12 protein-coding genes are annotated in these 13,330 nt (G+C 44.3%); 5 read left to right on the plus strand and 7 right to left on the minus strand.

Annotated elements, in window-relative coordinates:
- Together HRT75_RS12465 and HRT75_RS12470 are read right to left on the minus strand one after the other, a co-directional pair.
- Positions 1-840: pyridoxal phosphate-dependent aminotransferase (locus HRT75_RS12465; RefSeq protein ID WP_291187273.1), on the minus strand; the 840-nt coding region annotated here is incomplete at its 3' end.
- A gap of 1 nt (position 841) precedes the next feature.
- Positions 842-1,942 carry an acyl-CoA desaturase gene (locus HRT75_RS12470; protein WP_291187276.1) on the minus strand — a complete coding sequence of 367 codons (1,101 nt, stop codon included), beginning with the start codon at positions 1,940-1,942 and terminating at the stop codon, positions 842-844.
- A gap of 125 nt (positions 1,943-2,067) precedes the next feature.
- Here HRT75_RS12470 and rsmG point away from each other — a divergent pair, with 125 nt between their 5' ends.
- Positions 2,068-2,691, plus strand: coding sequence for a 16S rRNA (guanine(527)-N(7))-methyltransferase RsmG (rsmG, locus tag HRT75_RS12475; protein ID WP_291187279.1), 624 nt, complete (start codon positions 2,068-2,070; stop codon positions 2,689-2,691).
- A gap of 216 nt (positions 2,692-2,907) precedes the next feature.
- On the opposite strand, the gene pruA is transcribed toward rsmG, so the two are convergent.
- Positions 2,908-4,533 carry an L-glutamate gamma-semialdehyde dehydrogenase gene (pruA, locus tag HRT75_RS12480; protein ID WP_291187282.1) on the minus strand — a complete coding sequence of 542 codons (1,626 nt, stop codon included), beginning with the start codon at positions 4,531-4,533 and terminating at the stop codon, positions 2,908-2,910.
- A 131-nt stretch (positions 4,534-4,664) separates the two neighbouring features.
- Between pruA and HRT75_RS12485 the strand changes: the two genes are divergently transcribed.
- Together HRT75_RS12485 and HRT75_RS12490 are read left to right on the plus strand one after the other, a co-directional pair.
- Positions 4,665-5,363, plus strand: coding sequence for an NRDE family protein (locus HRT75_RS12485; RefSeq protein ID WP_291187285.1), 699 nt, complete (start codon positions 4,665-4,667; stop codon positions 5,361-5,363).
- Between the two features lies 1 nt (position 5,364).
- On the plus strand, positions 5,365-6,357 hold the full coding sequence (locus tag HRT75_RS12490; RefSeq protein ID WP_291187288.1) for a DUF6695 family protein: 993 nt from the start codon (positions 5,365-5,367) through the stop codon (positions 6,355-6,357).
- On the opposite strand, the gene apaG is transcribed toward HRT75_RS12490, so the two are convergent.
- Genes apaG through HRT75_RS12510 form a run of 4 tightly spaced genes read right to left on the minus strand, consistent with a single transcriptional unit; the run spans position 6,354 to position 10,802 of the window.
- The gene (gene apaG / locus HRT75_RS12495) at positions 6,354-6,740 is read right to left on the minus strand and encodes a Co2+/Mg2+ efflux protein ApaG (protein ID WP_291187291.1); all 387 of its coding nucleotides are present in this window, start codon (positions 6,738-6,740) and stop codon (positions 6,354-6,356) included. The genes HRT75_RS12490 and apaG overlap by 4 nt on opposite strands.
- A 9-nt stretch (positions 6,741-6,749) precedes the next feature.
- Positions 6,750-8,093, minus strand: a complete 1,344-nt coding sequence (locus HRT75_RS12500; RefSeq protein ID WP_291187294.1) for a DUF3667 domain-containing protein — start codon at positions 8,091-8,093, stop codon at positions 6,750-6,752.
- A 57-nt stretch (positions 8,094-8,150) separates the two neighbouring features.
- Positions 8,151-9,536, minus strand: a complete 1,386-nt coding sequence (locus tag HRT75_RS12505; RefSeq protein WP_291187297.1) for an aminotransferase class V-fold PLP-dependent enzyme — start codon at positions 9,534-9,536, stop codon at positions 8,151-8,153.
- A gap of 12 nt (positions 9,537-9,548) precedes the next feature.
- Positions 9,549-10,802 carry a DUF5103 domain-containing protein gene (locus HRT75_RS12510; RefSeq protein ID WP_291187300.1) on the minus strand — a complete coding sequence of 418 codons (1,254 nt, stop codon included), beginning with the start codon at positions 10,800-10,802 and terminating at the stop codon, positions 9,549-9,551.
- Between the two features lie 200 nt (positions 10,803-11,002).
- On the opposite strand from HRT75_RS12510, the gene HRT75_RS12515 reads away from it, so the two are divergent.
- Both HRT75_RS12515 and HRT75_RS12520 read left to right on the plus strand, forming a co-directional pair.
- On the plus strand, positions 11,003-12,349 hold the full coding sequence (locus HRT75_RS12515) for a Na(+)-translocating NADH-quinone reductase subunit A (RefSeq protein ID WP_291187303.1): 1,347 nt from the start codon (positions 11,003-11,005) through the stop codon (positions 12,347-12,349).
- Between the two features lie 3 nt (positions 12,350-12,352).
- Positions 12,353-13,330: RnfABCDGE type electron transport complex subunit D (locus tag HRT75_RS12520; RefSeq protein ID WP_291187306.1), on the plus strand; the 978-nt coding region annotated here is incomplete at its 3' end.

Genomic DNA, 13,330 nt, shown 5'->3' on the forward strand with positions numbered 1-13,330 from the left:
AATAGTAGCACGTTGAGCAGTACAGTTGGCACCACTGGTCACCTGGCCTTGCATTTTATTACAAGCGCGAGCGATCCATTCTGGAGCACCGATATAACCAATACGCCAACCCGTCATAGAGAAGGCTTTAGACACGCCGTTCACCACTACAGTTCGGTCGTACATGTCTTCAAAACTAGCCATAGAGGTGTGCTGGCCAACAAAATTGATATGCTCGTAAATTTCGTCGCTAATTACAATAATGTCCGGATACTTTGCCAATACATCTGCTAGGGCGCGAAGCTCTTCTTTGGAATAAACAGAGCCACTTGGGTTACAAGGGCTGCTGTAGATCATCATTCGTGTTTTTGGAGTGATCGCAGCATCTAAGGCTTCTGGAGTTACTTTAAAATCGGTTTCAATAGACGATGGTATCACCACCGGTACACCGCCCGCTAGTTTGCTGATATCGCTGTAAGAGACCCAATACGGAGCCGGAAGCAGTACTTCATCTCCTGGGTTAAGCAATACCATGGCTAGGTTAGATAGTGATTGTTTTGCTCCTGTGGAGACCACAATCTGTGCAGGATTGTAGTGCAAACCGTTATCGCGTTCAAATTTGGTGATGATGGCTTGCTTTAGATCGCCATAACCATCAACCGGAGTATAAGAATGGTAATCATCCTTAACGGCTTGGATGGCCGCATCTTTAACAAATTCCGGTACGGTAAAGTCTGGTTCTCCTAAAGATAGACCAATAATGTCCTTTCCTGATTCTCTCAACTCACGTGCCTTAGCCGCCATAGCCAAGGTGGCAGAAGTTGCCATTTGTGTGACGCGATCTGATAGTCGTTGTTGCATATTAAACCGAGTATGATGGTTTCATGCCCATTTCCTTTAGGTGTCTAAAGTGGGCCATGAGCGCTTTACGCGTTGTTTTGTATTCAAAATAAGGCAGGTTGAATTCCTGCGCTGTTTGCTTAACGATCTTAGCAATATCATTGTAATGGATGTGGCTGATGTTCGGGAAGATGTGGTGTTCTACCTGATGGTTCAATCCGCCAGAAAACCAATTGATGATTCTGTTTGTTGTTCCAAAATTCACGGTGGTAAACAATTGGTGGATCGCCCAAGTGTTTTTCATGTTCCCTGTGTCATCTGGTAAAGGCATGTCTGTATCTTCTACAATATGCGCCAATTGGAAGATGATACTCAAAATCAATCCTGCCACATAGTGCATGATAAAGAATCCAACAAGAACTTTCCACCAAGCAATGTCCATAAAGATGATTGGCAATACAATCCAAATAGATACGTAGATTACTTTGGTGATCACCAAGTTGCTCCATTGCTTAAATTTCCCTGGGAACTTCCCGTATGACAAGCCGCGAGCTAAATAGCGCTTGGTCTGCATGAAATCTGCGGTAAGCATCCAGTTGAAGGTCAATAGACCGTATAAGAACACACTGTAATAGTGCTGGAATCTGTGGTGTTTGTGCCATTTGGCATGCTTAGAGAAACGCAGTACGCGTCCCGCTTCCATGTCTTCGTCATGACCGTGGATATTGGTGTAGGTGTGGTGCAACACATTGTGCTGTACCTGCCAGTTGTATACGTTCCCTGCCAATATATAAATACTGCTTCCCAAGAGTTTGTTCACCCACTTTTTAGACGAGTAGGACCCGTGATTGGCGTCGTGCATGACGTTCATACCAACCCCGGCCATGCCGATCCCCATCAGGATGGTAAAAAGCAATTGCGCCCAGGTGGGGAAATCTAGGGTCAACAATAAAAAGTATGGAGTCAAATACAAGGAGAACATGATCACCGTTTTAAGGTGGAGCTTCCAATTGCCTGTGCGAGCAATATTGTTCTCTTTAAAATAAGCGTTTACACGCTTGTTGAGGGTTCGAAAAAATTTCGCGGAATCGACTCTGGAGAAGGTAACTTGATTCGTATTCAAACTATTCGCGTTTTTCTGTTTTGAAGTAATATAACAAGTTGTAAAGATAAAGATTGTATCGATTGGGTGGAAGTCAAAACTTCAAGAAATTATAGAAAATGTAAATTTGCACAGCGATTTCTATTATGACTGACTATAGCCTTCATTTTCCAGCGCTTTCTGAGCGACAACTCGAACAATTAAATGCCCTGCAATCCCTTTATGCGCATTGGAATGCGCAGATCAATGTGGTTTCTAGAAAGGACATTGATGAACTCCCAGTAAGACATGTTTTGCATAGTTTGGCCATTGCTAAAATTCACTCCTTTAAGCCTGGGAGCCGAATTTTAGATGTTGGGACTGGTGGAGGTTTCCCGGGAATTCCTCTTGCTATTTTATTTCCTGAGGTGGAATTTATTTTGGTAGATAGTATTCAGAAAAAGATCAAAGTAGTTACTGAGGTTGCTAAAGCCTTAGCGTTGGAGAATGCGACTGCCAAAGCGATGCGCGCGGAGCAGGTGGAAGGGCAATTTGATTTTATTGTCAGCCGAGCGGTAACACGCATGGAACGATTTGTTCCTTGGGTAAAGAACAAAGTAAAGAAGCAATCCAATCACGATTTGGCCAATGGAATCTTATACCTTAAAGGCGGTGATCTTACCGAAGAACTAGCTCCTTATCCCAAAGCGACCATTCACTCCATCGCGGAATTTTATGATGACCCATTCTTTGAGACTAAGGCAGTTGTGCATCTTCCAATAAAAAATTAATCTGGGCTTACAATGTTAAACCGAAAATGGGATGAAATTGTTACAAGCGATGCTCTTTTTGCAAATCATAGCAGCGCTACGATTAAGAAAAGGAAAGAAGGTTGGGGCAATTTCATACATTTTTTAGGTGATAGTGGAAACCAAGATTAATTTTACAGTACAAACCATAAAAAAAAGCCGCTTAAATAGCGGCTTTTTTATTGATGTCGAATCGATTTATCCTAAGAAAGGATAACGATAGTCCGTTGGAGAAACAAAGGTCTCCTTTACCATGCGTGGAGAGATCCAACGGTAAAGGTTGAGTTTGCTTCCTGCCTTGTCATTGGTTCCACTTCCTCGGGCACCTCCAAAAGGCTGCTGCCCAACAACAGCTCCAGTTGGCTTGTCGTTGATGTAGAAGTTACCTGCAGCATTCTCCAAAATCTTAACGGCAGTTTCTAAAGCGTAACGATCTTCTGAGAATACAGCTCCGGTTAAGGCGTATTCGCCGGTTTCGTCAACCAAGTGTAGGGTTTCTTCCCAGGCGTCATCCTCATAAACAAAAATGGTCACAACCGGCCCGAACAATTCCGTACACATGGTCGTGTATTTTGGATTTGAGGTCACGATAACCGTAGGCTCAATAAAGTATCCTTTGGATTTGTCGTAGTTTCCGCCAACAATGATCTCAGCGTCAGCGTCAGCTTTTGCTGCATCGATATAAGAAGCTAATTTATCAAAAGAGCCTTCGTGGATCACCGCTGTGATAAAATTGCTCATATCTTCTGGAGAACCGATCTTGAAGGATTTTACGTCTGCAATAACTTCCTGCTTAACCGCTGGCCATAGGCTCTGCGGAATATAACAACGGCTCGCAGCACTACACTTTTGCCCTTGGAATTCAAAAGCGCCTCGACTGATCGCTGTACTTACCTGCTTTGAATTTGAGGATTTGTGTGCAACGATAAAGTCCTTTCCACCAGTCTCACCAACAATGCGCGGATACGTTTTGTAGTTGAAAATATTTTCTCCGATCTGCTTCCACAGGTTTTTGAATACGTGGGTGGATCCTGTAAAGTGAAGTCCGCTAAAATCAGGACTGTCCAATACGGTATTAGTGATCATCACTGGATCTCCATATACCACATTGATCACACCGTCAGGAACACCAGCTTCTTTAAATACGTCCACAATGACTTTTGCAGAGAAGATCTGGCTGTCAGAAGGTTTCCAAACCACAACATTCCCCATAAGTGCAGCACTCGCCGGAAGGTTTCCAGAGATCGCTGTAAAGTTAAACGGGGTAATTGCGTAGATGAATCCTTCTAAAGGACGATACTCCAAACGGTTCCAAGCGCCTGAAGTAGACTCTGGCTGCTCCGCATAGATCTCTGTCATGAATTGCACATTAAAGCGCAAGAAGTCAATGAATTCACAAGCAGCATCGATCTCTGCTTGGTAAATGGTCTTGGATTGAGCCAACATTGTTGCGGCGTTGATCTTTGCGCGGTAAGGACCTGCGATCAATTCGGCAGCTCTTAGAAAGATGGCTGCACGCTGTTCCCAAGGCATTTGCGACCAAGCTTTGCGGGCTTCTAAAGCACCGTCGATAGCCGATTGCACATTGGCCTGAGTGGCTCGGTGGTAGCTTCCCAAAATATGTTGGTGTTCGTGCGGAGGCGACATGGTTGCCGTGTCTCCCGTACGAACTTCTTCACCGTTGATGTACATCGGGACATCAGCATTGGCATTGTATAATTCTTTATAAGCTGCGAGAACGGCCTTGCGTTCTGGAGAGCCAGGAGCGTAGTCCTTTACCGGTTCATTCACCGCTACAGGTACTTCGTAGAATCCTTTTCCCATAATTGATCGATTACTGATTTTTGATTTCTGCAAATTTACAAAATTCTGCCCCCTTTTCTGTGAGAAAGTCCGGGCGAAACAATTCGCTAAAAATGCTAAATTGCTCTTTGTAAAACACTGCGGTCAATTTCATGTGTACGCTGACTTTCATACCTAAGAATAATGCTGATTTCAGTTTGGTTTCTAACCGAGATGAATCTCCTAAACGTCAAACGTTGTTGCCAGAGGTTTATAGTTTGGAGGCTGCGGATTGTATCTTCCCCAAAGATGCGCTAGCGGGAGGCTCTTGGATTGGCCTAAGCGACAAGCAGCGCGCAGTTTGTTTGCTCAATGGAGGCTTTGAGCGCCATCCGATAGGTACTTATGGAAGGAGTCGCGGGTTGTTAGTTTTGGATCTTTTGCAAGCCGCGCAAGGTCAACAATTACTGGAAAGTCAGGATCTGACAGGAGTGGAGCCTTTTACAGTTGTGGTTATAGATTGGAAGGATGAGTTGAGTTTGTTTGAATGTGTTTGGGATGGACAGGATAAGCATATCCAAAACTTACCCGTAGCTCCGCGGATTTGGTCCTCGCGACAACTCTACACCGCGGATGTTGCGGCAAAGCGAGAAGCTTGGTTCACAGATTTTTTAAACGATAACGATTCCCGTTTGAATGCGCAATTGTACTTTCACAGGACGGCCGGAGATGGCGATCCTCAGAACGATATTGTAATGAATCGCGGCTTTGTCCGTACTAAAAGCATAAGCAGTATTGACAAGCGTGCAGATCGTGTGCAGTTTAGATATCAAGAACTGCCAGATGGCGCAATCACGCATCATTATTTATAGCATGACAGCATTTAAACAAGACGGTAAATTGGTAGCCATGGCTTTTCCGGACACCTTTGTACGGATGAGTAGTGAACGCTTATGTCGATTTCTGCCATTGGTAGGACTTGGAACACGTTCGCATATCAAAGCGGGTCACGCAGCCTTAGTCTTGATTGAAAATGCCACAGGTAAAGCGCGCTATTACGATTTTGGACGCTATGTGACGCCAGAGGGACACGGTCGGGTGCGTGGTGCGAATACAGATGCCGAGTTGGAAATTCCGTTCAAAGGGCGTTTCGATGCTAATTTTAATTTAAAAAACACAGAGGAATTTCTGCTTTGGTTGGAGGCGCATCCAGAGAAAACACATGGTGAAGGTCGTTTGTTGGCTTCGGTATGTGATAAGATCGACTTTAATAGAGCTAAAGCGTATATAGATAGTTTGCAGGGCAGAGGCAGTATTCCCTACGGAGCCTTTGTAAAGGAGGGTAGCAATTGCTCTCGATTCGTAACCGAGACGCTCTTGGCCTCTACACAAGATCCCAAAATCATTAAACGCTTGAATCGCAATAAGAAATTTACCCCAAGCACCGTGGGTAATGTGGAGCAAGCCGCGACAGAATCCGCAGTATATCAAGTACACCAAGGGAAAATTGAAACCTTTAACGGAACGGCCTTTAAGGAAAATCTCAAAAACTACTTCGACAAAAAACACGGACATACTTCCAATTGTGCAGCTTTAGAAGCGCCGCATGATAAGGCACAATTGCTTACAGGTATAGGGAGTAGTGCTTGGTTTGATCTTCAAGAAGGTCCAACGAGATCACAATTTGTGATTAACCGATACAACGAGAAAAAAACACAGGATTTTTCAGGAATCTTTACAGCGGACGCACCTTTAGATCTTCAACTGCCGTATTCTTTTATCTACGATTCCAACTGTGAAAAGTGCACGGTGGTTCAGCAGCAGCAACAGATCACTTTGCGTGTTCACGAACGCATTTCTTTTTAATTAACGGCAAAGGGAGCGCTGAGCTCAAAGCGAGGAATGGTCACCTCAAAAGATCTTGCATTGGAGAAATTCACCATTTCATAATTTCCTTGCATGGCTCCAATCGGTCCAGATAATAAGCAACCAGAACTGTAGGTGTGCGTTTGTCCGGGTTGGATGATGGGTTTCTCTCCAATAACGCCTTCTCCAAAAACGGTTTCCGGATGGTTGAGCGCATCAAAGATGAACCACTTTCTGTGGGTGAGTTGCACCACGTCTTTGCTGTGATTGCTAATACTTACCTCATAGGTGAACGCAAACTGCATCTTGTAATTGCGAATGTACGCGCCCTCATATCGGGAGCGAACCGCAACTTTAATGCCTTGTGTTATCTGTTCTACCATGATTCAAATCTAATAAGTCGCGAAGCTAATGGCAAAGGCCACAAAAGCTCCGAATGTAGCTAAAGTAAAAAATACCCAGTTTAGAATCAGAAATTTAACAATAGTTTTAATTCTTCCCTGTTTGTAGAAATTGCGCATGGCCTTGTAGAGATAGAACAAGAACAATAGCGTGGCAATCAGAGTGGCTAATCCTCCATCGTAATTATCCGTAAAAGCAGCCACGATCAGATCAATGAGCATGGCTATTCCGTAGAGTACAAAGAACATGGTCTGCGTGTGGAACAAAAAGACCATATGATCCGTATAGGTGTATTTCCTTCTCAAGTAAACCAGCCAGACAAACAAAGCAAAGATTGGGATAAAGAAAAAGATCACAAAAGGGAGTTGGCTTAAGAAGTATTCCAATATTTCTCCCGGACCTTCATTACTCATGGTTTCTGCGTCGATGGCTTTGCGATAGATCCAGCGGTGGTAGGAGTTGTCTTTATGTTTTAAACTATCCAATCCGATTCGCGGATTTTTAATACCTGTTTCATCGTTGAAATCTGCATACAAGCGCCCGCGCTCATACATGGCGTTAAAGAAGGGGAGCGTATCGTAATCCTCATCTGCCATGTAGCGGTCTTTATAGGTCTTTTTGGTCTTAGCACTGTCTCGTTGTGCCCTACGCTGTGCCAAGAGCGAATCCAGAGAAATATTGGCCTTATCTTTAGCTTTTATGATTGAATCGAGTTCCGCCATATTGGCCACCGGAATGCCATCTACTGTGATTTGGCCAATACCGTTTTCCAGTTGCTGCTCAATAAGTTCTCTATCGCTATTGATGTTCATGTCATCAAAATTGGCGATCAGTCCTAAAGAGATGAAAAACAGTATGGAAATACTCAAGTAGAATCTAAACGGATTCACATACTTCATGCGTTTTCCGTTGATGAACTCCCGAGACATGACCCCAGGCTTAAAAAGTAGGGTCTTTATGGAGGTTCGGAAACGCGAATCGTAATTGATGATACTGGAAAAAAGCTCTTCAAAGAAATCCCCAACCGTCAGCTTTTTGGTGCTGTTCATCTGAGCACAATACGAACAGTAAACATCCGTGAGCTTTAAAGGATGGCCACAATTCAAGCATTCTGTGGAGCGGTACTTTTCACTCTTGCGCCCGGTGTATTTAACCGGTGTGGTGTCTTTTTTGCTGACATCATCTGGGTGCACATCATCAGCAGGTTCAAAACTAACCTCTGTGGTATCTTCAGTATTTTCTGGAACACTTGGAAGTTGTTCTTCGGAGCTGTTTTCACTCGGAAGAGTATCCTCGCTTAAAGGGTCGTTGGGATTTTCGTCAGATGGCAGCATACGGTAAATATAAGGAGTTCACCGTATTTTCTCTAGTGGGAAATAAAATTTATGCCCTTAAATCGAGACGGATTCCTTTAGACGGTCTTGGTGTTTGGTGACAAAGTCCTCCAAGGTCCTAAAAAAGTCATGAATATGCTTGTGGTCGTTGCCCGCATTGATGGTCACCATCCGCACAAAAGTATCAGCTTCAAAACTTCCAAATCCCACCATCAGCTCGCCTTCTTCATAAAGTGCGGTACATAGGGTCTTTGCAGGTATGTCTTTGTAGTTAAAACATATAGAAATGGAGGGTAAGTCGCTGTACAAGGTGTAGTCCGGGTTGGATCGTATGTAATTCACAGCAGTTTCAGCCAACGCAAATTGTTGATCTACCATAGCTTCCAATCCCTTAGTTCCAATAGCTTTCCAAAGGGACCAGAATTTTAAAGCATCATTGCGGCGTCCGCATTGCAAGGAGGTTTTACCCAAGTTGAAATCGTCACCGTCTGTTTGGTAGAGGTACTCCGCTTCATTAGATAGGCTGTCTGCCAAATGTTTTTTGTGTTGGGTTACAATGATGGAACACGTCAAGGGCGTTCCCATCATTTTGTGCGCGTTCAAGTTGAAGCTGTCCGCACGTTGCACTCCAGCTACTAAATGCTTGTATTTTTTGCTAAAGATCACTGATCCGCAATAGGCTCCATCAATATGCAACCAAAGTCCATGAGCCTGAGCGATATCTGCCAAAGGTTCTATGGGGTCAAAAACGCCCAATACGGTAGTTCCCGCAGTACCGTTGATAAAGAAGGGTTCTAAGCCTGCCGCTTTATCGGCTTCTATTTGTGAAATCAAATCCTCAGGATCCATTTTACCCGTTGCGTCTGTCGCAATATTCCTGACATAATCGCGGCCAATACCTAAAAAGGCAGCGTTCTTGGCAATCGAGTAGTGGGAAGCCGCTGAGGTGTAGGCCACCAAGGGCTTGCGATTTCCTTCAAATCGAGCTCTTGGATCTTTTTTGTCCCGGGCCATAAGCATGGCGATCAAGTTGCTCATAGACCCTCCGGAGGCAATGGTTCCATCCGCAGTACTCGGATACCCAATGATCTTTATAATTTCTTTGATGATGGCTTTTTCTACACCAACTTGCGGACCAGCCACCTTATAGGTGTACATGGAGTTGTTCAGCATCACGGCCAAAAGATCTCCCAAAGTAGCCTTTGGAGTGCGGCCGCCAAAAAGTTGGTTGAAGAATTTATGGGTTGCTGTTCTGGGTGTGCTCAGAACCACTTGAGTGAGCAAGGTCTCAAAATCAGATTCGGGGAGCCCATCGGCTTCTAAGCTCAGGTTCAAGCTGTCCCAAAGCTCTGTTGCGGGAATGGGTTTTACCACTCCTTTACGAGCTTCTTCAGTTAATAAACGGTCTGCAATACGTCTGAAAAGATCCAGTTCTTGCTGCATAATGTAAGGGGCCTAGTTGTTGGTAATGTTGTTTGAATTTCCTTTTCCGTAACCGATGATGCGGTCAAAACGACCTCCGGGTTCTCTGTAGTAGACCAAAACGGTGTAATCATTTTCAGTTTCCCAAAAATTGCCACCCACGGCTCCAGAGTCAATACTGCCGTCGCGGTCTAAAAGGACGTACTTATAGTTATAAAAACCTTGCTTGAATTTGCGTACTCCTTTGTAGACATTGTCTGATGGATCGTAGCTCAGTTTAGTGGTGTCGTCCAAATTGAAGTTGTTGAAGTTCCCGTAAATGTGGATCTCTTTGCCATCCAGCTCTTCAAAATACTGCAGTCTAAAATGCATCCAAATGTATTCGGCTTCAAAACCGACACTTTGCACAGCATTTAAAGTACGTACCACAAAATTCCCATTAATGTCCGGGTTAAAGGTATAGGGCTGATCGGCTCTGCTCGGATTGGTGAATAGGAAGTGATTGTACAGGTCTGTAACCTCAATGCGACTCACGCCAATATTGGCGCCTCTGAGGTCTTTGCTATCAAAGTTGAGGTATTCGTTGCCGCCCCAAAAGCCAGCCTCAATATCGTAGCGATAGATCAACTCTTGCCCAATAGTGTATTGGGGTTTGAGGTCTGTGATCGCCGTTTTTAAGTTGTAGTTCTGAATCACCAAGGTGTTCACCGTCTGATTGGGATTCGCAATGAATTCCGCTCCCGGTTTGATGGTGAATTGAACCACTTGTTTGGTGTTGATGAAGTTAAAGTCTCTCGCTCGTTTAACATCGACAGCAACACCAGCGCCTTGTTCAATGACCATGAATTTTCGCGAGAAGATCAGCTGACCGGTGTCCATATAAATACTGATCATATAATTTCCACTTTTGGTCAAGCGGCGGGTCTCTTGGTTTGGAATACTCAAGCGGTAATGCGCGTACAATTGCAGTGAATTCAGGGAGTTGTCATAGGTTCTGATACGCACATCATCATAACCTTCCATGAACTCTCCTTTGGCCAGGTTGGATTCTTTCCAGTCAAAATCGTGGTGGGTAATTCGGTAATAATAGTCTTCTTCGTTGGCGTTGAGATCGTCAAAAGTCAAGAAGATAGGTTCGCCCAATCTTATGATCGGCAATTGACTTTGATTGCCTCCAGAATTGAAAATGATGGTGCGAATATTTTCCGGCGGCGGCATTTCTTCTACTTGAGCGTTCAAAATAGAAGCGTTTAAAACGAGGCTGATAAGTAGGATGAGGTACTTCATCTAAATGGTTTAATGGCCTAAATATAAACAAATTTTGTGCCTTAATGTGTCCGAAGAACGCAGTCAGGAAGATTCAATTTTCGGGGAACAAGAAAAAGTTCAAGACAGTTCGATTTTTAGAGAGAATTCTGTCTTTTTTGTATTAAATTTGCAAACCGAAAGAGAGACACAACGACTTAAGTCAACATACCCAAAATCCTATGTCAAAAGACATTCGAATCAAAAAAGGTCTGAACATTCGCTTGAAAGGGGCTGCCAGTACTGAAATTTCAGGGGCTCCCAGATCACGAACTTTCAATGTTAGACCTGCCGACTTCCATCTCATTACACCTAAAATGGTGATTAAGGAAGGCGCAAAAATCAAAGCCGGAGACGACATTTTTTACAACAAAGCCAACGAAACGATGCGTTTTGTATCGCCAGTTAGCGGAACCTTGCAGGAGATTCGTCGCGGAGCTAAACGAGTTATTACAGACATTATCATTGAAGCTGACAAGGAAGACAGCTACCGCGATTTTGGTAAAACAGATCTATCTGATGCCGCAGCGGTAAAGGCACGTCTATTGGAAGCCGGTTGCTGGCCTTTTATCAAGCAGCGTCCTTATGATGTGATCGCTAATCCGGAGGTGACCCCAAAGGCCATCTTCATTTCTGCATACAATACAGCGCCAATGAGTGCTGATTACGATTTGATCTTAGCCGATAAAGGCGAGCAGATCCAAGCAGCGATTGACGGTCTTAAAACCCTAACCGATGGACCCATCCACGTTGGGGTGCCAAAAGGCGGTAACTCTGTATTCAACAACATCAACGGGATTGAAACGCACAACGTGAGCGGACCGCACCCAGCTGGGAACGTAGGAACGCTGATCGGGAGAGTGGATCCTGTAAATAAAGGAGAGACCGTTTGGACCATCCACGCTGAAGATCTAGTGATCATCGGGGAGCTATTGGCAAACGGACACTATAAAGCAGATCGTATCATCGCCTTGGCGGGATCGTCTGTTAAGACTCCTAAATATTACAAAACCAAGATCGGAGCAGAGGTTTCTACTTTTGTTTATGACTCTGGTTTGAATGAAGAGAACGTTCGTGTGATCTCTGGAGATGTGCTTTCTGGAAAGCAAATTTCACCAGAAGGACACCTTAGTTTTTATGCGAATGTGGTTTCAGTGATTCCAGAAGGAGATGATTATGAATTCTTCGGATGGAACAAACCGATCTTCAATAAAATTTCTACTACGCGCGCTTTAACCTTCTCTTGGTTGAATCCGAAGAAAGAATACGAACTCAATACCAATACCAACGGAGAACACCGTGCCTTTGTGGTTACTGGTTCTTACGAGGAGGTATTCCCACTAGATATCTATCCACTTCAGTTGCTCAAGTCATGTATGGTAAAGGACTTGGACGCAATGGAAGCCATGGGTATGTATGAAGTTGCACCGGAAGACTTTGCGGTGACCGAATTTATTTGTGTAAGTAAGCAGCCGCATCAGAAGATCATTCGTGAGGCGCTGGATTTAATGTATAAGGAAATTGGTTAAGCTATGGGAATGAAGCAAAATTTACATAAGCTCAAGGAAAAGTATCGCGGTAAAAAGATGGCTCCGGCCTTCAACGCCCTGCACACTTTCTTGTATACGCCAAACGAAGTGACCCACGGAGGTACTCACGTGAAGGCGGCAGATGATTTAAAAAGAACGATGAATATCGTGATCTTGGCATTGGTGCCTTGTTTGATCTTCGGGATCTTCAACGCCGGATACCAACATTACGCGGCCATTGATATGGCTAAAGGACTTACCGTAGAGCCGTCATGGTTTGGGAACTTCTTTACTTGGGACAATTTCTGGCTAGGTGCTTGGAAGGTGATTCCTCTAGTAGTGGTTTCTTACGGAGTAGGTCTGATTGTTGAATTCATCTTCGCAGTAATTAAAGGACACGAGGTAGAAGAAGGTTACTTGGTAACTGGAATGCTTGTGCCACTTATTGTGCCGATTGATATTCCACTGTGGATGCTAGCAGTAGCTGTAGTCTTTGGAGTAGTTATCGGGAAAGAAGTATTTGGAGGAACTGGGATGAACATCCTAAACCCTGCTTTAACGATCCGTGCCTTCTTATTCTTTGCTTATCCAACCTGGATGAGTGGTGATAAGGTTTGGGTGCACGGAGCGGTTGAGCGCGCTGGTACAGCCGATGCGATCTCTGGAGAGACCATCTTAGGTAGCTACGCTCAGAACCAAGATGTGATCTACAGCATTTCTGATATGTTCTGGGGATTCATTCCTGGATCTGTGGGAGAGACCTCTAAAGTCTTGATCCTGTTAGGAGCATTTATTTTGATCTTCACCAAGATCGGAAGCTGGAGAATCATTGTGAGTACTTTGATCGGTGCTTTGGTGATGGGCTTGATCTTTAACGGTGTGGTTAGCGCTGGTTGGATCGATGAAGGAAGCACTTTCTACGGATTGATGAGCGTAGATTTCTGGCAACACTTATTTATAGGTAGTATACTCTTTGGAGCG

This window comes from Gilvibacter sp. (genome assembly GCF_013214815.1).
Taxonomy (GTDB): Bacteria; Bacteroidota; Bacteroidia; order Flavobacteriales; family Flavobacteriaceae; genus Gilvibacter.

Bases quoted from the DNA above. Each gene is read 5' to 3' on its own strand.
- rsmG (WP_291187279.1), top strand. From the start codon at position 2,068: ATGACTGACTATAGCCTTCATTTTCCAGCGCTTTCTGAGCGACAACTC.
- pruA (WP_291187282.1), bottom strand. From the start codon at position 4,533: ATGGGAAAAGGATTCTACGAAGTACCTGTAGCGGTGAATGAACCGGTA.
- HRT75_RS12485 (WP_291187285.1), top strand. From the start codon at position 4,665: ATGTGTACGCTGACTTTCATACCTAAGAATAATGCTGATTTCAGTTTG.
- HRT75_RS12490 (WP_291187288.1), top strand. From the start codon at position 5,365: ATGACAGCATTTAAACAAGACGGTAAATTGGTAGCCATGGCTTTTCCG.
- apaG (WP_291187291.1), bottom strand. From the start codon at position 6,740: ATGGTAGAACAGATAACACAAGGCATTAAAGTTGCGGTTCGCTCCCGA.
- HRT75_RS12500 (WP_291187294.1), bottom strand. From the start codon at position 8,093: ATGCTGCCATCTGACGAAAATCCCAACGACCCTTTAAGCGAGGATACT.
- HRT75_RS12505 (WP_291187297.1), bottom strand. From the start codon at position 9,536: ATGCAGCAAGAACTGGATCTTTTCAGACGTATTGCAGACCGTTTATTA.
- HRT75_RS12510 (WP_291187300.1), bottom strand. From the start codon at position 10,802: ATGAAGTACCTCATCCTACTTATCAGCCTCGTTTTAAACGCTTCTATT.
- HRT75_RS12515 (WP_291187303.1), top strand. From the start codon at position 11,003: ATGTCAAAAGACATTCGAATCAAAAAAGGTCTGAACATTCGCTTGAAA.